Origin of the sequence: Thermus caliditerrae (genome assembly GCF_021462525.1) — a bacterium.
Taxonomy (GTDB): Bacteria; Deinococcota; Deinococci; order Deinococcales; family Thermaceae; genus Thermus; species Thermus caliditerrae.
Genome location: NZ_JAKEDT010000007.1, coordinates 37,937 through 53,575, shown reverse-complemented (window position 1 = coordinate 53,575; position 15,639 = coordinate 37,937). Strand labels below are relative to the sequence as shown.

19 protein-coding genes and 1 pseudogene are annotated in these 15,639 nt (G+C 68.4%); 10 read left to right on the top strand and 10 right to left on the bottom strand.

All coding sequences use genetic code 11. The features are described 5' to 3' along the window. The first annotated feature begins 17 nt into the window (after nt 1–17). From L1088_RS05740 to L1088_RS05725, 4 genes are all read left to right on the top strand, one after another. A complete protein-coding gene (locus tag L1088_RS05740) occupies nt 18–851 on the top strand; it encodes a universal stress protein (protein WP_234554103.1) in 834 nt (277 codons plus the stop codon). A 10-nt stretch (nt 852–861) separates the two neighbouring features. Continuing rightward, nucleotides 862–2,070, top strand: coding sequence for an MFS transporter (locus L1088_RS05735; protein WP_234554102.1), 1,209 nt, complete (start codon nt 862–864; stop codon nt 2,068–2,070). 21 nt (nt 2,071–2,091) lie between these two features. Further along, a complete protein-coding gene (gene moaC, locus L1088_RS05730; RefSeq protein ID WP_234554101.1) occupies nt 2,092–2,562 on the top strand; it encodes a cyclic pyranopterin monophosphate synthase MoaC in 471 nt (156 codons plus the stop codon). Between the two features lie 74 nt (nt 2,563–2,636). Next, nucleotides 2,637–2,954 (top strand): NifB/NifX family molybdenum-iron cluster-binding protein, encoded by a 318-nt coding sequence (locus tag L1088_RS05725; RefSeq protein ID WP_038041067.1) that lies wholly within the window; start codon nt 2,637–2,639, stop codon nt 2,952–2,954. On the opposite strand, the gene L1088_RS05720 is transcribed toward L1088_RS05725, so the two are convergent. The 9 genes from L1088_RS05720 to L1088_RS05680 form a co-directional block, all read right to left on the bottom strand. Beyond that, nucleotides 2,941–3,900, bottom strand: coding sequence for a hypothetical protein (locus tag L1088_RS05720; protein WP_234554100.1), 960 nt, complete (start codon nt 3,898–3,900; stop codon nt 2,941–2,943). The genes L1088_RS05725 and L1088_RS05720 overlap by 14 nt on opposite strands. A gap of 81 nt (nt 3,901–3,981) precedes the next feature. Continuing rightward, entirely contained in the window at nt 3,982–4,410 is a 429-nt protein-coding gene (locus L1088_RS05715) for a c-type cytochrome (RefSeq protein WP_135259257.1), read from the bottom strand. 28 nt (nt 4,411–4,438) lie between these two features. Beyond that, a complete protein-coding gene (locus tag L1088_RS05710) occupies nt 4,439–5,509 on the bottom strand; it encodes a TIGR04053 family radical SAM/SPASM domain-containing protein (protein WP_038041070.1) in 1,071 nt (356 codons plus the stop codon). Nucleotides 5,510–5,547: 38 nt separating this feature from the next. Continuing rightward, nucleotides 5,548–6,546 (bottom strand): DUF4139 domain-containing protein, encoded by a 999-nt coding sequence (locus L1088_RS05705; protein WP_234554099.1) that lies wholly within the window; start codon nt 6,544–6,546, stop codon nt 5,548–5,550. After that, nucleotides 6,543–7,157 carry an MBL fold metallo-hydrolase gene (locus L1088_RS05700; protein ID WP_234554098.1) on the bottom strand — a complete coding sequence of 205 codons (615 nt, stop codon included), beginning with the start codon at nt 7,155–7,157 and terminating at the stop codon, nt 6,543–6,545. The genes L1088_RS05705 and L1088_RS05700 overlap by 4 nt, the downstream gene beginning before the upstream one ends. Then, nucleotides 7,144–8,991: a 1-deoxy-D-xylulose-5-phosphate synthase gene (gene dxs / locus L1088_RS05695; RefSeq protein WP_234554097.1), complete on the bottom strand. Its 1,848-nt coding sequence runs from the start codon at nt 8,989–8,991 to the stop codon at nt 7,144–7,146. Before dxs ends, L1088_RS05700 begins: the two co-directional genes overlap by 14 nt. Before the next feature lie 7 nt (nt 8,992–8,998). Then, nucleotides 8,999–9,643 (bottom strand): hypothetical protein, encoded by a 645-nt coding sequence (locus L1088_RS05690; RefSeq protein ID WP_234554096.1) that lies wholly within the window; start codon nt 9,641–9,643, stop codon nt 8,999–9,001. A 10-nt stretch (nt 9,644–9,653) separates the two neighbouring features. Next, nucleotides 9,654–10,052 carry a hypothetical protein gene (locus tag L1088_RS05685; protein ID WP_234554095.1) on the bottom strand — a complete coding sequence of 133 codons (399 nt, stop codon included), beginning with the start codon at nt 10,050–10,052 and terminating at the stop codon, nt 9,654–9,656. A gap of 7 nt (nt 10,053–10,059) precedes the next feature. Further along, a complete protein-coding gene (locus tag L1088_RS05680; protein ID WP_234554094.1) occupies nt 10,060–10,722 on the bottom strand; it encodes a PspA/IM30 family protein in 663 nt (220 codons plus the stop codon). 78 nt (nt 10,723–10,800) lie between these two features. Between L1088_RS05680 and L1088_RS05675 the strand changes: the two genes are divergently transcribed. From L1088_RS05675 to L1088_RS05655, 6 genes and pseudogenes are all read left to right on the top strand, one after another. Further along, the gene (locus L1088_RS05675; RefSeq protein WP_234554093.1) at nt 10,801–11,379 is read left to right on the top strand and encodes a TetR/AcrR family transcriptional regulator; all 579 of its coding nucleotides are present in this window, start codon (nt 10,801–10,803) and stop codon (nt 11,377–11,379) included. Between the two features lie 46 nt (nt 11,380–11,425). Further along, a pseudogene (locus tag L1088_RS12600) lies at nt 11,426–11,782 on the top strand (ATP-binding cassette domain-containing protein); the annotation flags it as partial. Next, nucleotides 11,780–12,223 (top strand): AAA family ATPase, encoded by a 444-nt coding sequence (locus L1088_RS12595; protein WP_438948061.1) that lies wholly within the window; start codon nt 11,780–11,782, stop codon nt 12,221–12,223. The pseudogene L1088_RS12600 and the gene L1088_RS12595, both read left to right, overlap by 3 nt. Further along, nucleotides 12,220–13,341, top strand: coding sequence for an ABC transporter permease (locus L1088_RS05665; RefSeq protein WP_234554091.1), 1,122 nt, complete (start codon nt 12,220–12,222; stop codon nt 13,339–13,341). Before L1088_RS12595 ends, L1088_RS05665 begins: the two co-directional genes overlap by 4 nt. Further along, the gene (locus tag L1088_RS05660) at nt 13,338–14,090 is read left to right on the top strand and encodes a hypothetical protein (protein ID WP_234554090.1); all 753 of its coding nucleotides are present in this window, start codon (nt 13,338–13,340) and stop codon (nt 14,088–14,090) included. Before L1088_RS05665 ends, L1088_RS05660 begins: the two co-directional genes overlap by 4 nt. Continuing rightward, nucleotides 14,087–14,725 (top strand): outer membrane lipoprotein carrier protein LolA, encoded by a 639-nt coding sequence (locus L1088_RS05655; RefSeq protein ID WP_234554089.1) that lies wholly within the window; start codon nt 14,087–14,089, stop codon nt 14,723–14,725. Before L1088_RS05660 ends, L1088_RS05655 begins: the two co-directional genes overlap by 4 nt. Here the strand turns inward: L1088_RS05655 and cysK are convergent. Next, nucleotides 14,722–15,636: a cysteine synthase A gene (gene cysK / locus L1088_RS05650; protein WP_234554088.1), complete on the bottom strand. Its 915-nt coding sequence runs from the start codon at nt 15,634–15,636 to the stop codon at nt 14,722–14,724. The genes L1088_RS05655 and cysK overlap by 4 nt on opposite strands. Nucleotides 15,637–15,639 lie beyond the last annotated feature (3 nt).

Here is a 15,639-nt window from a genome sequence, read left to right as displayed (position 1 = left end):
GCCAGGAGGTGAGGAACATGCGCCTTTTGGCCGCGGTGGACCTGGGGGAGGAGTTTCAAGACGTGGTGGAAACGGCCCGCTTCCTCCAAGGGGTCTTGGGGATGCCGGCGGAGCTCCTCCACGTGGTTTCCACCTCGTACCTGGAGGCCCTGGCCCGGCGCTTCCCGGAACTGGCCCCCAGCCTGGAGGCCACCTTGGGCCTAGTGGAGGGAAAGGTGCGGGAGGCGTTGGCAGAAACGGGCCTGAAGAGCCAGGTGTTCCGGGGCTTTCCCGCCCAGGTGGTGGCGGGGGAGGCCCTGAAGAGTCGGCTGGTCCTCGTGGGCCAGCGGGGGGTGGGGGCCCTCGAGGTCCTGGCCCGGGGAGGGCTGGCCCGCTACCTCCTCCACCGGGGGGAGGTTCCGGTTTTGCTGCTCCCCAGGGCCATGAAGGCGGTGCGGCGCATCGCTGTGGGCTTGGACGATAGCCCGGCAAGCCTGAGCGCCTTCCGGGTGGCCGAGGCCTGGGGGAGGGCCATGGGGGCCGAGGTGTTGGGCCTGCACCTGGTGAGCGGGGAAGGAGGGTGCTGCTTCCCCACCTACCTGGACCCCAGGGGCCTTGCCCTCGCCGAGGTGCTGGAGCGGGCCAGGGGCCACCTCGAGGCCCTCTTGAAGGCCACCGGGGTGGTGGAGGTGAGCAAGGGAGAGGACGAGCTGGACCTCCTGCGCCTGGCGGAGGCCCGCGGGGCCGACCTCCTGGTCCTGGGCTCCAAGGCCAGGAGCACCTGGCGCCACCGCCTGGGCCGGATGGTGGAGGCGCTCTTGACCCAGAGCCACCTCCCCCTCCTGGTGGTCCCCGAGGCCGCAGTCTGGTAAGGTGTGGCCCATGCACCACAGGCCTGGCTGGTTTCTTTCCCTTTCCGCCTACTGGTTCGCCACCAGCCTCAAGTGGTTTTTGGTCCTCCTGGTGATCCTACCCGCCAAGGTGGCGGAGGTTTCCCCTCCGGAGGAGAAGGCCACCCGGCTGGGCTTTCTCTTCGGCCTGGGGGCGGTGATGGCCATCCTGGGTCCGCCCCTCATGGGCTACCTCTCCGACCGCCTGGGCCAGCGCCGGCCCTTTCTCCTCTTCGGAAGCCTCCTCACCGCCTTGGCCCTCCTCCTCCTGGTCCACGCGCCCACCTACGGCTTTCTCCTCCTGGCCTACCTCCTCCTGCAGGTGGCGGACGACCTGGCCACGGGACCCTACTCCGCCCTGATCCCCGACCTGGTGCCCCGAAAGGAAAGGGGCACCGCCTCGGGGTACATGGGGGTCTTGCAGGTTTCCGGGCAGGTGCTGGGGGGGGTGGTGGGCTTCCTCCTGCCCCTGGCCTCCCAGGCTTACCTGGCCGCCCTGGTGAACCTTGTGGGGGCGGCCTTGAGCCTTCGGGTCATCCCCGAACGCCCCCTCAAGGCCAACCCCCGGCCCCTGGTCCAGGCCCTGGCCCGGCCCTGGGGGGATTGGGATTTCCTCTTGGTCTACCTCACCCGCTTCCTGGTGATGTTGGGCTTCTACCTGGCCCAGACCTACCTTCAGTACTACCTGGCGGACGTGGTGGGCGCCTTCCAAGCCTTGGGGCGGTCCCTGGCCGAAGAGCCCTTCCAGGCGGTGGCCCTTTTGGGCCTCCTCATCTCCCTGGGCGCGGCCTTGGCCAGCGTGCCCGCGGGAAGGGCTTCGGACAAGGTGGGGCGCAAGCCCCTCATCTACCTTTCTGGGGCGGGGCTGGGCCTCCTCATGCCCTTTATCCTCCTCTTCCCCCGTTACGACCTCCTCCTCTTCTTGGCCCTCTTCTTTGGGCTCTTCTACGGGGTGTACCTGGCGGTGGACTGGGCTTTGGTGTCCGACGTCCTCCGGGACCCCGAGGCCCACGCCACGGACATGGGGCTGTGGCAGACCTCCATCGTGGTGCCCCAGGTGCTGGCGGGGGCCTTCGGCCGGCCCTTGGACCTCCTCAACGCCCGGGAAGAAGGCCTCGGGTACCTGGTTCTTTTCCTCCTGGCGGGGGCCTTCTTCCTCCTGGGGGCCTTCCTGGTGGCCCCCATCCGCCGGGCCCGCTGAGGGGCGGATTACACTTGAGCCATGGACCTCACCCACTTCAAGGACGGCAGGCCCCACATGGTGGACGTGACGGAAAAGCCCGCCACCTTGCGTACCGCCACCGCGGAAGCCTTCGTGGAGCTCACCGAGGAGGCCCTGGCTGCCCTGGAACAGGGCGGGGTGGGGAAGGGGGACCCCCTGATGGTGGCCCAGCTCGCGGGCATCATGGCCGCCAAAAGGACTGCGGACCTCATCCCCTTGTGCCACCCCCTGCCCCTCACCGGGGTGGAGGTAAGGGTGGAGCTGGAAAGGGAGGCCAAGCGGGTGCGCATCGAGGCCACCGCCAAGACCAAGGCGGAGACCGGGGTGGAGATGGAGGCCCTCACCGCCTGCGCCGTGGCCGCCCTCACCGTGTACGACATGCTGAAGGCCGCCTCCAAGGGGCTGGTTATCTCCGGGGTGCGCCTTCTCCACAAGGCAGGAGGGAAAAGCGGGGAGTGGCGGGCCTCCTGAGCCTGCTTGTCCTCGCATAGGAGAGGGTGGCTTGGGCCTCACCAGCGCGTACCCGGGGGGTGTATCCTGGGGCCATGAGGATCGCCGTGGCCCTGTCCAAGAACGACGAGGGAAAGGTCTACCCCGGCCCCTTCGGCCACGCCCCCCGCTTCGCCATCTATGAGGTGGAGGGGGAGGGCTTCCGCCTGGTGGAGGTGCGGGAGAACCCCTATGCGGCCATGGAGGGGGGGGACAAGCACGAGCGCATGCGGGAGCTCCTTAAGGATGTGGACCTGCGGGTGGGGGCCCGCTTCGGCCACGGAGGCTCCATGGGGGCCTTTCCCATGGCGGAGCGCCTCGAGGTGGGCCCGGTGAGCGTGGCCGAAGCCCTGGAGCGGGTCAGGGGGCGCTGAAGTACCTCTGGAGGAGCTCCTGGGCTTCCGGGGAGAGAGGGGTGCGCTCCAGGTAGACCTCCACCCCCCGGCGCACCGCCTCCGGGGGTTGGCCTTGGCCCCAGGGAGAGGGCAGGGGAGCAGCCCCCACCTCCACCCCGGGTTGCAGGAGCCCTTCGCCCCTGCCCTTGGTCTCTGGCGGAGGGGAAAGGGTGGGCCCCGCCACTTGGGGACCGGGTCCGGAGGTTCCGGGACCTTTGGGTGCTGTTTCCCCCGGGCCCTCCTGGGAGGGGGAGGTTTCTCGGCCCGGTCCTAAGCCCTCAGCCCGGCCTGGGGAACCCTCGGCTCGGCCTGGGGGGGAGGGGTAGGTTCCTCCTCCTGGGCTTGGGTTGCCCGGGGCGTTCGGGGAAGGGGTTCCTGGCCCTGGGTTTTCCTGGGGTCCTTGGGGGGAGGGTTGCCCCGCGGAAGGCGCTTCTCCCGGCCTAGGGGGGGGCGCCTTGGCGGGCCCCTGGGGGGGTTCCCCTGGTTTCTCCTGGCCTTCCGCACCCCCTGAGGGGCTGGGGGCCCTCTCGGGCCCCAGGGGCCTTTCGCTCCCTGGCAGGGTCCAGGGACTCCCTGGTCCTGCGGAAGACCGCCAGGCGGCGAGGGCCAGGGCCAAGAGGAGGGCAAGGAGGTAGGCAAGGAGGAGGCCTGAGGGGAAAGGGGGGAGCTTCATGGGCACCCGCCTCGCTTCTTGCCAGAGGCGCTCTTCCCCATAGGCCAAGGCGGTGGGGTAGGCCAGGCTGGTCCGGGCGATCTCCTGTAGCGCCCGCCCTTCCCAAAGCCGGGCGGGCAGCAGAAAGGGTAGGAGGGAGGCCAGGGCGAAGAAGGGGTGGAGAAAGCCCAGAAGCGCCAAGGGAAGGGCCAAGAGGAGCCGGTGGCGCCAGGCCAGGCGCCTTGCGTAAAGAAGGTGGAACCCAGGCTCCACGGCAAGACCATTATCTCCCGCCAGGGGTTAAGGAAAAGGTGCCCGGGGCCTAAAGGCCCCGGGGGGAGGGAGTACACCGGTCTACTTGACCGGGGGACGAGACTTGAGCACATCCTGCGGGGACATGGCCTTGGCCCGCAGGGCCTTCACCTCCTCGGCGCTTATGGGCTTGGCCTTGGACTTGGCGAAGGTGGTGAGGATGTGGTTCAGGAGGTCGGCCACCTCCTGGTCCTTGAGCTGGCGGAAGGGGGGCATGACCCCGTTGTAGGTCTTGCCCTCCACGGTGAGGCTGCCCTGCAGGCCGTAGAGCACCACCCGGATCAGGTACTCCCGGCCCCCCTTGGCCTGGACCACCTTGTCCAGGTGGGTGAGGGGCGGGAAGGCTCCGGGAAGCCCCTGGCCGGTAGCTTGGTGGCAGCTTTGGCAGTTGGCGGAGTAGAGCTTGGCCCCTGGGCTTTGCGCCAGAGCCAGAAGGCCCAGAAAGGCCATAAGCGGCAGAAGGCGCTTCATGACCCCAGCATAGGAAACGCCTGTTCCCTTAGGCCAGGGGCATTTGTCCCCAGGCTTTGGGGATGTAGGCGCAACGGGGATCGGCGGCCAAGGGATCCCCGGTTTCCGCCCAGGCCCGGGCCCGGCTTCCCCCGCATAGCTCCCGGTACTCGCAGACCCCGCACTTGCCCTTTAGAAGGGCCTTGTTGCGGAGCTCGAGGAAAAGGGGGCTGTTTCGGTAGATCTCCAAAAGGGGCCGCTCGCGCACGTTGCCTGCGGAAAGGGGCAGGAAGCCTGAGGGGTAAACCTCCCCCGTGGAGGAGACGAAGACGAAGCCAAAGCCGTCGGAGAGGTGTACCCCCCGCCCTTCCCCCACTAGGGCCCCATCTTCCCCTCCCTCCTTCTTGCGGCGCTCCAGGGCCACCCGGCGGAACATGGGGCCTTCCGTGGTGCGCACCTTGAAGGGGTAGCGGCGGGAAAGATCGTAAAGAAGGTGCATCACCTCCTCGTATTCTTCCGGGGAAAGCTGCTCCAAAAGGGCTCCCCGGCCCACGGGCACCAGGAAGAAGACCTCCCAGGTGGCCACGCCCTTCTCCGCCAGGATCTCGGCGATCCCGGGGAGTTCCTTGGCGGTGCTCCGGGTGACGGTGGTGTTCACCTGGGTCATGAGGCCCACCTCCCGGGCCCAGTCCAGGGCCTGTAGGGCCAGGGCGAAGGTGCCCGGCACCCCGCGGAAGCCGTCGTGGGCCTCGGGGGTGGCCCCGTCCAAGGAGATGGCCATCTGGTGCACGCCAAGCTCCTTGAAGCGGGCCACCACCTCCCGGGTGAGCCTGGGGGTGACGGCGGGGGTGATCCCCACCTTAAGGCCCAGGCGTTTGGCCTCCTCCAGTAGGAGGAAGAGGTCCGGCCGGGCCAGGGGGTCGCCCCCGGTGGGGAGCAGGATGGGCTTGGGGGTGTAGGTGGCGAGCTCCCGGAGAAGGGCCAGTCCTTCTTCGGTGGAAAGCTCTCCGGGCAGGGGGTCGGGCACCGCCGAGGCCCGGCAGTGCTGGCAGGCGAGCAAGCAGGCCCGGGTCATCTCCCAGGCCACCAGGAGGGGGAAGCGGTGGAGGTCGGGCTTCATGCCCTTAGGATGGGGCCTGGGGATGGGGGCAGATGTCCCTAGCGGGGCAGGGTGAGGCGGTAGGTGAGGGTGCGGGTCTCTTTGGGTTTCAAGGTGAGCTCCAGGCGGTAGCCCTGGGGGAGGAGGGTAGCGGTGGGGAAGTCCAGGCGGAAGGGCTCGGGGAAGGTTTCCGAAAGGAGGAGGGTGACGGGGTAGGGGTAGGGGTTTTCCAGATGGGTTTCCACCCCGTAGGTGGCCTCCTTCTCCGTGCGGGAGAGGAGGCTCACGCTCCGGAAGAGGCGGGCTTCCAGGTCCTTGCCAAGCCAGACCTCAGCGGCCTCTCCCTTAGGGGTAGCGGGGAGGAAGGCCTGGCCCAGGAAGAGGCCTCCTTCCACCGCCTCCAGGTTCCCCGGGGCCAGGGGAAAGGGGGCCCTGAAGCGGTAGCCCCGTTCCAGGGGGAGAAGCTTCTCGGTGCGGAAGGGGCCCTGGTAGCGCAGAAGGCGCTCCGGTTGCACTTCCCCCTTGAGGAAGGGCACCTCCGTGGTGCCCGGGAGGAGCTTTCTGGGGGGAAGCTCGTAGCGGAAGAGGCCGAAGGGGCTTTCCGGGATGGGGCCCCCTTCGGCGAAGGCCCGCAGGGCGGCCTTGGGGGCGGATGGGGCCTCGAGGAGGGGGGCTTCCCCCGCCAGCAGGGTGAGGCGCTTGGCCTCGAGGGGCTCCCCCTCCAGCCGGAGCCTAGCCCACAGGGTGAGCGTCCCCTCCTCCAGGGTGTAAAAGATTTCCCCTGTAAGGCCGGTGTAAAGGTAGCGCAAGGTGGCAGGGCCTTCCCCTTGGTAGCGGAAGAGGACCGCCGAGCCCTGGTAGATGCGCTCCACCTCCTCCACGCCGAGGAGCCTGAGGGAGCCTGGGGCCATGCGGGAAAGCTTTTCCCCCGCCAGGTAGACCCAGGCGCCGGGGGGCAGGACCACGGGTTCCTTCACCTCGGCGAAGCCGGGGTAGACCACCACCTCCTGGGCCAGGGCGAGGAGGCCCAGGGAGAAAAGGGCGAGGAGTTGTTTCATACCCCCAGTCTACGGGCCAAAGCCTCCACCTCGGCCCGGGTGAGGGGCCCGCCGTGGCCGATGTAGGCCCTTTCTACCCCCAGGTCCAGGATTTTGCGCACCGTCTTCTGGGCCAAGGCGTGGTCCTCGTTGATGAACTTAGGGGGAAGGCCTTTTCCCCTTAAGGCATCCCCAGCGATCAGGACCCCTTCCCGAAAAAGCCCCACCTGGCCCAGGGTGTGGCCGGGAAGCGCCACCACCCGCCACCCAAAGACGGCCTCCCCTTCCTCTACGGGCCTTAAGGCCTCCTGGGGAAGGGGCGGGGCCAGGTTGGCGAGGAGGGAACCCAGGAGGGGGAGGGGTAGGGGCGGGCGGGGCTTGGCCTTGGTGAGGTAGGGCCATTCCTTGGGGTGGGCCAGGATGGGGAGGCGGAACCTTTCCCAAAGCGCTTTGGCCCCGCCTGCGTGGTCCGTGTGGTGGTGGGTGAGGAAAAGGAGCCTGGGCGGGGGTTCCAGGAGGGGGAGAAGCCGTTTGGCCTCCCAGGCAAGGCCCGCGTCCACCAGGAAGTACCCCTCTTCCGTCGGCACCCGGTAGAGGTTGGCGGCGAAGCGCAGGACCTCAGGCCCGCTCATAGGCGGGATGGACGCCCATCTCCCGGAGGGCCTTCCGGATGCCCTCGGCGTCGATCCCCGCTTGGCGGTGGAGGCTAGGGATGGTCCCGTGCTCAAAGAAGCGGTCGGGGAGGGCCAGGATCCGCACCTCCGGCTTCAGGCCTAGCTCGTTCAAGGCCTCCAGGACCGCGCTCCCAAAACCGCCCATCTGTTGGTGGTCCTCCACAGTGAGGAGCCGGTAGCGGGCGAGCGCCCTTAGCATCTCCTTGTCCAGGGGCTTGAGGAAGCGGGCGTTCACCACGCCCACCCGGGGGTCGTCCGCGGCGGCCTCGAGGGCGTACTTCAAGGTCTTTCCGAAGGCCAGGATGTAGGCCTCGGTGCCCTCCTTCAGGACCTCCCAGCGGCCCCACTCGATCTCGGGCCACACTCCCTCGGGGGCCCGCTCTACGTTGTCCCGGGGGTAGCGGATGGCCACGGGCCCTCCGATCTCTAAGGCCTTCTTCAGCATGGCTCTTAGCTCCAGGGCGTCCTTGGGGGCGGCGATCTGCAGGTTGGGGATGGTGCGCAAATAGGCGATGTCAAAGACCCCGTGGTGGGTGGCCCCGTCGGCGCCCACGATCCCCGCCCGGTCGATGGCGAAGACCACGGGCAGGTTCTCGATGGCCACGTCGTGGATCACCTGGTCGTAGGCCCGCTGCAAAAAGGTGGAATAGATGGCCACGATGGGCTTGAGGCCTCTTAGGGCCATCCCTGCCGCCGTGGTCACCGCCACGTCCTCGCAGATGCCCACGTCCAGGTAGCGCTCCGGGTGCTCCAGGGAGTAGCGCACCAGCCCCGAGCCCTCCCGCATGGCTGGGGTGAGGACGAAGAGGCGGGGTTCCAGATAGGCCAGCTCCGTCACCGCATCCCCAAAGGCCTGGCTCCAGGAGTACCCCTTGGAGACCTTCTCCGGCTTCTCCGGGTTGAAGCCGGGGGGGCCGTGCCAGTAGATGGGGTCGGCCTCGGCCACCTTGTAGCCCTTTCCCTTCTTGGTGACCACGTGGAGCAGGGTGGGGCCGTCCAGCTCCTTGAGGTGCTCCAGGATGTGGATGAGCCCCTTGAGGTCGTGCCCGTCCACGGGGCCCACGTAGCGGATGCCCCAGGCGTAGAAGGGGTTTTCCTGATGCAGGATGAGCTTGGCCGCCTCCTTGGCCCGGTCCACCAGGCCGAAGAGCTTGGGGGAGATGTGTTCCAGAAGGCTCCTCCCCAGCTTCTCCGCGTCCTGGACCCACTTCCTGATCTGAAGTTCCTTGAAGTATTTGTTGAGGGCCCCCACGTTCTCGGAGATGCTCATCTCGTTGTCGTTGAGGACGATGAGCATCTTCTTGCCCAGCTCCCCGATCTTGTTCAGGGCGGCGAGGGCCATGCCCCCCGTGAGGGCCCCGTCCCCGATTACCGCCACCACGTGATAGTCCTCTCCCAGGACGTCCCGGGCCACAGCCATGCCCAGGGCATTGGCCAAGGAGGTGCTGGCGTGCCCCACGGTGATGGCGTCGTGCTCCGACTCGGAAACCTTGGTGAAGCCGGAAAGCCCACCCTCCTGCCTCAGGGTGTGGAAACGGTCCTTCCTTCCAGTGACCAGCTTGTGGGCGTAGGCCTGGTGCCCCACGTCGAAGAGGATGCGGTCCTTGGGGGACTGGTAGACCCGGTGGAGGGCTAGGATGAGCTCCACCGCCCCCAGGGAGCTTGCCAGGTGGCCGCCGTTTTGCGCCGTCACCCGGATGATCTCGCTGCGGATCTCTTCAGCCAGTTGGAGGAGCTCCTCCAGGCTCAGGCGCTTCAAGTCCTCGGGGCTGTTCACCTTTTCCAGTATCATACCCACCTCAGTTGAAGTTGCGTTCCACCAGGAGGCGCCCTTCCCGGGTGCGCACCTCCCCCACCCGGGGGGCGAACCAGACCTCGCGGGCGTCTTGGCCGCGGCTGTCCTGGTAGGTTTGGCGGATGCGGAAAACCCGGAAGGTCCCGGCGGGCAGGCGCACCTCCCGTTCCTCCAGCACCTCCATGGCGTAGCGGAGGGTTCCTTGGGTCAGGGGTTCCCGGCCCCCGGGGGTGAGGAGTTCCACCCGTACCTCCGTGGACCCTCCCCAGCGGTAGCCTACGCTCAGCAGGCTTTCGGAAGGGTACTCCAGGAGGGGTGGGGTGAAGACCACCCGGGCGGAGGGGTCCTGAAAGCCGAGGAGCCGCACCCCAAAAGGCCCCACCTGGCGGTAGTAGACCCGGTCCTCCCCCCGCCCGAAGCTGCGGAAGCGCAGGGCTTCCTGCCCCTCGTAAAGGGCCGGACCCTCCACCCGCACCCGGTAGAGGGGGGAGGTCAGGGCCTCCCCCTCGGGCACGTAGGTCCACTCCAAGCCCGTGCTGGCCGGGTAGAAGGCGGCCTCCTGCAGGAGGGGCCGGACCTCCGGGGTCTGGGTGGCCTGGGGGGCACAGGCGGCGAGGGCAAGGGCAAGGGCCATAAGGTACCGCCTCATGGTACGGAGTTTACTCCCCCCTCTCCCGTAGGCTGGCCAACACTTCCCGCAGGGCGGCAAGACGCTCCTCCAGGCCTTTGGCCGCTTCCAGATCCTCGCGGGCTAGGGCCCTTTCCGCCGCCAGGCTTTCCAGGAGGGCCAGGAGCGTGGCCCGTTGCCCCCGCGTCTCGCCGAGGGTGGCCTCGAGGCGCCCCCGGGTTTCCGGGAGGAGGTGGGGGGCCTTCAGGGCCGCTTCCAACTCCCTTTCCCGGGCTTCCAAGGCCCGCAGGGCCCGCTCCACCTCGCCCCAGTCCACCAGGTTCTTGAGCTGGGCCTTGCTCCATGCGAGCCCCTCCGGCCTGGGCCGCAGGAGGAGGGCCAAAAGGAGCAGGGCGCTGAGGAGGAGGAAGAGCTCCAGCACAAGGGGCATAGAGGCTTCAGGCCTGCCCCAGCTCCCGCTTCAGCCGGGCGAGCTCCTCCTCCACCTCTTTGTCCGCAGAGAGGGCAACGAGCTCCTTGTCCAGGTCCTGGCCGTCCAGCTCCTTCAGGGCCTCGTGCCGGTCCTCCATGGCCAGGATGCGGGCCTCCATCTCCTCGAAGGCCTCGAGGGCGGGATGCTGGTCCAGCCGCGACTCCATGCGGCGCACGGCCTCGGCGGCCTCCACCCCCTTCTTGCGGGCCAGGAGGAGCTTCTTGCGGGCCTCGGCCTCGTCGATCTTGGCCTCGAGGGCCTTGAGCTGGGTCATGAGCCGGTCGATGAGGGCCTTTTGCTCCTCCGCCTGCTGCCGGAAGCCCTCGGCCAGGTCCAAAGCCCGCTTCCTGCGCTTGAGGGCTTCCTTGGCCAGGTCCTCCCGGCCCGCCTGCAGGGCTTCCTTGGCCTTCTCCTCCCAGAGGGCGGCCTCGTTCAGGTGGCTTTCCACCTCCCGTTCCAGGCGCTTGCCCTCGGCCATGGCGGCCGCCACCTGCTCCCGGGCTTCCCTAAGGGCTTCCTTCATGTCCAAAAGCGCTTGCTCCATGATCTTTTCCGGGTCCTCCGCCCGGCGCAACAGGTCGTTCAGGTTCGCCCGGATGAGGCGGCTGATGCGGTCCAGTAGGTTCATGGCTGTCCTCCAAAGAAGAGTATGCCATACCCGGCCCTTGACGGGGTGAGGGGAGGGGGGTAGGCTCCCCTTGTAAGTATGCGCTCACTTACAGACCCCGTGGAGGCCCGGCTTCTCCAGGCGGCCTTGGAACTCCTGGCGGAGCGGGGGTACCGGGGGGCCACCACCAAGGAGGTGGCCCGGCGGGCGGGGGTGAGCGAGGTGACCCTCTTCCGCCGCTTCGGGAGCAAGGAGGCCCTCCTGCAACGGGCCCTTTCCGCCTTCGTGCCCCATGGGCTTCTGGAGCGCTTACCGGGGGCGGAGGCCCCCCTGGAGGCGGGCTTGAGGGCGCTTTTGGAGGCCTACCTGGACCTCCTGGAGGGCCACCGGGCCCTCCTGCCCAAGCTCCTCTCTGAGCTCCTGCGCCACCCGGAGCTAAAGGCCCAGGGGCCGCCCCAGGGGCTTTTGGCGGCCATGGAGGGGGTGGTGGGCTTCTTCCGCGCTAAGCAGGAGGCGGGGGCGCTCTGGCGGGGGGAGCCCCCAGAGGAGCTGGCCCTGGCCTTTTTGGGCCCCCTCATGGCCCGCTTCCTCCTGGGGGAGGCCTTGGGGGTGCGCTTGGCCCTGGACAAGGAGGCCTACGTGCGGGGATACCTGGAGGGAAGGTATGGTGGAGGCTGAAGCCATCACGCAAAGCTTCGGGGAGGTGAAGGCCTTGGACGGGGTGAGCCTTCAGGTGCGCCCAGGGGAGGTTTTCGGGCTCCTCGGGCCCAATGGGGCGGGGAAGACCACCCTGGTGCGGGTCCTCACCGGGGTTCTCAAGCCCGATGGGGGGAGGGCTTGGGTGGCGGGGCTGGAGGTGGCGAAGGAGCCCCACCGGGTGAAGGCCAAGATCGGCTACGCCACCCAGGAGCAAAGCGTCTACCGGGATCTTACGGTGGAGGAAAACCTCCTCTTCCGCGCCCGCCTCTACCGGCCCAAGGAGGCCCGGGCTTTGGCCCAGGAGGCCTTAAAGCGCTTTGGCCTTTGGCCCTACGCCCGGAGCTTGGCCGGCCACCTCTCCGGGGGGTGGCGGCAGCGGCTGGCCCTGGCCCAAGCGGTGGTCCACCGTCCTGAGGTCCTCTTCCTGGACGAGCCCACCACGGGCCTGGACCCCCTTTCCCGCCGGAGCATCTGGGAGCTCATCCACCAGGAGGCGGCCGGGGGGGCGGCGGTTTTGGTCACCACCCACTACATGGACGAGGCGGAGCGTTGCCACCGCCTGGCCCTGCTCTTCGCCGGGCGGGTCCTGGCGGCGGGCACCCCCCAGGAGCTGAAGGCCATGGCCAAGGAGCGGGCCCGCTTCCTCTTCGCTCCCGGGGCCTCGCTGGAGGCGGTGCGGGGATGGCCGGGGGTCCTCGAGGCCTGGCCAAGCGGAGAGGGGGTGCGGCTCATCGTCCGGAAAGAGGTGACCCTGGAGGGACTCCAGGAGGTGGAGCCCAGCCTGGAGGACGTCTTCGCCCTCCTCAGCAAGGAGGCCCTATGAACCGCATCCTGGCCTTGGCGGAAAAGGAGTTCCTGCAGATCCGCCGGGACCACGTCCTGCCCCGGCTCATCGTGCTTCTGCCCAGCCTCATGCTCCTCCTTTTCGGTTACGCCATCAACTTCACCCTGAAGGGCATCCCCCTGGCGGTCCACGATGCCTCCCAGGACCGCGTGAGCCAGACCCTCCTGCAGGAGCTCACCCGGGAAGACCTCTTCCGCCTGGCCCTCCAGGCCAAAACCCCCGAGGAGGTGGTGCGCGCCGTGGACCGGGGCCAGGCCCGGGTGGGCCTGGTGGTGCCCGCGGCGGCTCTGGAAAAGGTGCGCCGGGGGGAGAGCGTGAGCCTGGAGGTCTACGTGGACGGCACCGACCCCAACTTCGCCTTCCAGGCCCAGGCCGCCCTCCGGAAGGCCATCCAGGAGGTGAACGCCCGCATCCTCGTGGGCCGGGCCCTGGCGGGGGAGAGCGTCCTGCCCCCCTTGAGCCCCAGCCTCCACACCCTCTACAACCCGGAGAACAAGACCGCCTGGTTCATGATCCCCGGCATCATCGGCCTGGTCCTCACCATGTTCACCGTGCTCCTCACCGCCCTTTCCATCGTGCGGGAGGCGGAAAGCCGCATGATGGAAAGCCTTCTCGCCTCCCCCCTGCGTCCCCACGAGATGGTGCTGGGGAAGGTTTTGCCTTACCTCTTCATCGCCTTTGGGGTGGCCCTGCTGGTGCTGGCCCTGGGGCACTGGGTCTTCGGGGTGCCCGTGCGGGGAAGCCTGGCCCTGCTCCTCTTGGCCATGTTCCTCTTCGTGCTGGGCTCCTTGGCCGCGGGGGTCCTCATCTCCACCCTGGCCCGCACCCAGGTGCAGGCGGTCTTCGGCACCTACGCCTACGCCTTTCCCACCATCTTCCTTTCCGGCTTCGTCTTCCCCATCGACGGCATGCCCCGCCTCTTCCAGCTCCTCTCCTACCTGGTACCCGCCCGCTACCTGATTGAGGTCCTGCGGGGGGTGATGCTGAAAGGGGTGGGGCTTGGGGTGCTCTGGCCCCACCTTTTGGCCCTGGCCCTCTTCTCGGGGCTGGTGCTCTTTCTGGCCTCCGCGCGCTTCCAGAGGCAGGTGGCGGTATGAGGCGGGCGCTTTTCTGGCTTTTCTTGGGGCTTTCTTCGGCCTTGGCCCAGGGGCGGCTGGAGGCGGGGGTGTACGGGGTGCCTGGGGCTTTGGCGCCCACCCTCGAGGCCGCCCTCGCCCTGGAGGCGGGGGAGGCCTACCTCCGCCTCGGGCCGGGGCGGGGGGCCTTGGGCCTGATGGGAAGCCTTTCCTTGGGGCCCTTGGGCTACCTGGCCTACGGGGTGCAGGGGGAGGTGGGGGAGGGGGGGCTTGGAGGCGCCCTCTTCGCCGAGGGCGGGGCGGGGCCCATCGCCTTGGAAGGGCGGCTCGGCTACCGCCCCCAGGAGGCCCTTCCCCTTTTCCCCGAGGCGGGGCTTTTCGGGCGGGTGGCCCTCCGCTACCGCCTCCTGCCCAAGGAGGTGGTGGGCCTCCTCCTGGAGCGGGGGGAGGTGGCCCGGGCCGAGGCCACCTACGCCCTTCGGGAAGGGGCCACGTACACCCTGGGGGCAGGGGCTTCCCGCCTCCCCTACCTGGTTTTGGGATGGAAGGGGGAGGTGGGGGAGGGGATGGAGGTCCTGGACCTGGCCTTGCGCCTAGGGGGGCTGAACCGTCTCGAGGCGGGCCTTTACTTAGGGGAGGCTAGCCTTTTCCTCACCCTCTCCTACCCCTTTGCGGGTAGCGTGGGGGCGTGGGTGGGGGACCTGGGCCTCGAGGGGGGCTACAAGGGCTTTCCCTACGCCTGGGTCCGCTACATCTGGAGGTGGCCATGAAACGCATGTTGGCGCTTTTGCCCTTGCTCTTTGCCCTAGCTCTAACCCAGTCCGCGACGGAGATCCTGGACCGGGTGGAGAAGAACCTGCAAGACCCCTGGCAGGCGGTGGTCCAGGGCCTGGTGCAGGGCCCTTCGGGCCAGGAGGGGCTTAGGGCCAGGGTTTTCGCCCTCCCCAAGGAAAACCTCTTCCGCATAGAGTTCCAAAAGCCAGGCTCCCTGGAGGGGAACTTCACCGTCATCACCGAGAAAGAGGTCTGGAACTACCTCTACCTCACCAACCAGCTCATCATCAGCCCCAAGGAGAAGGCCCAGGTGCAGGGCCTGGGCTTCAGCCCCCAGGGCCTGGGGGACCTCAAGGGGCTTTCCGAGCGGGTGGCCCTCCGGGTGGTAGGGGAGGAGCGCCTGCCGGAGGGGACAGCCTGGAAGCTCCTTGGCCAGGCCAAGGAGGGGCAGGGCTTTGCCAGCCTGGAGCTTTACATCCTCAAGGCCGACCCCCGCCCCGTGCGCTTCGTCTTCCGCGACGAGGCGGGGAAGGTCCTGGCAGACCTCAAGGTGGTGGAGTTCAAGCGGGCTGCCCTCAGGGCTCAGGACCTCAAGCGCTACCCCAAGGACGCCCAGGTGGTGCGGCGCTAGGGTTCGGCGTAGAGGGGGGTGGTGAGGTACTTCCAGCCCCCGTCCGGGCTGATGCAGGCCACCCGCTTGCCGGGGCCGAGCTCCTTGGCCACCTGCAGGGCTGCCCAGACGATGCCCCCTGAGCTCATCCCCAGGAAAAGCCCCTCCTCCCGGGCGAGCCGCCTCGCCAGGGGGAAGGCCTCCTCCTCCCACACCTGGATCACCCCGTCCAGGAGGGAGAGGTCCAGGTTCTCGGGGATGAAGCCCGGGCCCATGCCCTGGAACCCGTGCTGGCCCATCTTGCCCCCGGAGAGGACGTTAGAGCGCGCCGGCTCCACGGCGTAGACCTTCACCTGGGGTAGGCGCTCTTTCAGGTAGCGGCCCACCCCGGTAATCGTCCCCCCGGTGCCCGAGCCGTAGACGAAGGCGTCGATCCGCCCCTCTAAAGCTTCAAAGAGTTCCGGTCCGGTGGTCTCGTAGTGGGCCCGTACGTTGGCGGGGTTGGCGAACTGGTCGGGCATGAAGGCCCCAAGCTCCTCCTTAAGGCGCAAGGCCTCCTCCCTGGCGGCCAGCATCCGGCGGCTGGGGTTGGTGAGGACGAGCTCGGCGCCGAAGGCCTTCAGCACCCGCTTCCGCTCCTCCGACATCTGGGCGGGCATGGTGAGGATGAGGCGGTAGCCTCGGCTGGCGGCGATCATGGCCAGGCCAATCCCGGTGTTGCCGCTGGTGGGCTCCACGATGACCTGGCCCGAGCCGGGGCGGAGGAGGCCCCTTTCCTCGGCGTCCTTAATCATGTACCAGGCGGGGCGGTCCTTGATGGACCCCCCCGGGTTCTGGCCCTCCAGCTTCACCCACACCTCGGCCATGCCGGGCTCCACCACCTTGGCCAGGCGCACCACCGGGGTGTTGCCGATGACCTCTTCCACCCGCATACC

What these genes read in the sequence shown, in the direction of transcription:
- L1088_RS05715 (WP_135259257.1), bottom strand. Translation starts at nt 4,410, where the DNA reads ATGAAGCGCCTTCTGCCGCTTATGGCCTTTCTGGGCCTTCTGGCTCTG.
- L1088_RS05685 (WP_234554095.1), bottom strand. Translation starts at nt 10,052, where the DNA reads ATGCCCCTTGTGCTGGAGCTCTTCCTCCTCCTCAGCGCCCTGCTCCTT.
- L1088_RS05705 (WP_234554099.1), bottom strand. Translation starts at nt 6,546, where the DNA reads ATGAAACAACTCCTCGCCCTTTTCTCCCTGGGCCTCCTCGCCCTGGCC.
- dxs (WP_234554097.1), bottom strand. Translation starts at nt 8,991, where the DNA reads ATGATACTGGAAAAGGTGAACAGCCCCGAGGACTTGAAGCGCCTGAGC.
- L1088_RS05665 (WP_234554091.1), top strand. Translation starts at nt 12,220, where the DNA reads ATGAACCGCATCCTGGCCTTGGCGGAAAAGGAGTTCCTGCAGATCCGC.
- L1088_RS05680 (WP_234554094.1), bottom strand. Translation starts at nt 10,722, where the DNA reads ATGAACCTACTGGACCGCATCAGCCGCCTCATCCGGGCGAACCTGAAC.
- cysK (WP_234554088.1), bottom strand. Translation starts at nt 15,636, where the DNA reads ATGCGGGTGGAAGAGGTCATCGGCAACACCCCGGTGGTGCGCCTGGCC.
- L1088_RS05740 (WP_234554103.1), top strand. Translation starts at nt 18, where the DNA reads ATGCGCCTTTTGGCCGCGGTGGACCTGGGGGAGGAGTTTCAAGACGTG.
- moaC (WP_234554101.1), top strand. Translation starts at nt 2,092, where the DNA reads ATGGACCTCACCCACTTCAAGGACGGCAGGCCCCACATGGTGGACGTG.
- L1088_RS05655 (WP_234554089.1), top strand. Translation starts at nt 14,087, where the DNA reads ATGAAACGCATGTTGGCGCTTTTGCCCTTGCTCTTTGCCCTAGCTCTA.
- L1088_RS05735 (WP_234554102.1), top strand. Translation starts at nt 862, where the DNA reads ATGCACCACAGGCCTGGCTGGTTTCTTTCCCTTTCCGCCTACTGGTTC.
- L1088_RS05725 (WP_038041067.1), top strand. Translation starts at nt 2,637, where the DNA reads ATGAGGATCGCCGTGGCCCTGTCCAAGAACGACGAGGGAAAGGTCTAC.
- L1088_RS05660 (WP_234554090.1), top strand. Translation starts at nt 13,338, where the DNA reads ATGAGGCGGGCGCTTTTCTGGCTTTTCTTGGGGCTTTCTTCGGCCTTG.
- L1088_RS05710 (WP_038041070.1), bottom strand. Translation starts at nt 5,509, where the DNA reads ATGAAGCCCGACCTCCACCGCTTCCCCCTCCTGGTGGCCTGGGAGATG.
- L1088_RS05675 (WP_234554093.1), top strand. Translation starts at nt 10,801, where the DNA reads ATGCGCTCACTTACAGACCCCGTGGAGGCCCGGCTTCTCCAGGCGGCC.
- L1088_RS05690 (WP_234554096.1), bottom strand. Translation starts at nt 9,643, where the DNA reads ATGAGGCGGTACCTTATGGCCCTTGCCCTTGCCCTCGCCGCCTGTGCC.
- L1088_RS05700 (WP_234554098.1), bottom strand. Translation starts at nt 7,157, where the DNA reads ATGAGCGGGCCTGAGGTCCTGCGCTTCGCCGCCAACCTCTACCGGGTG.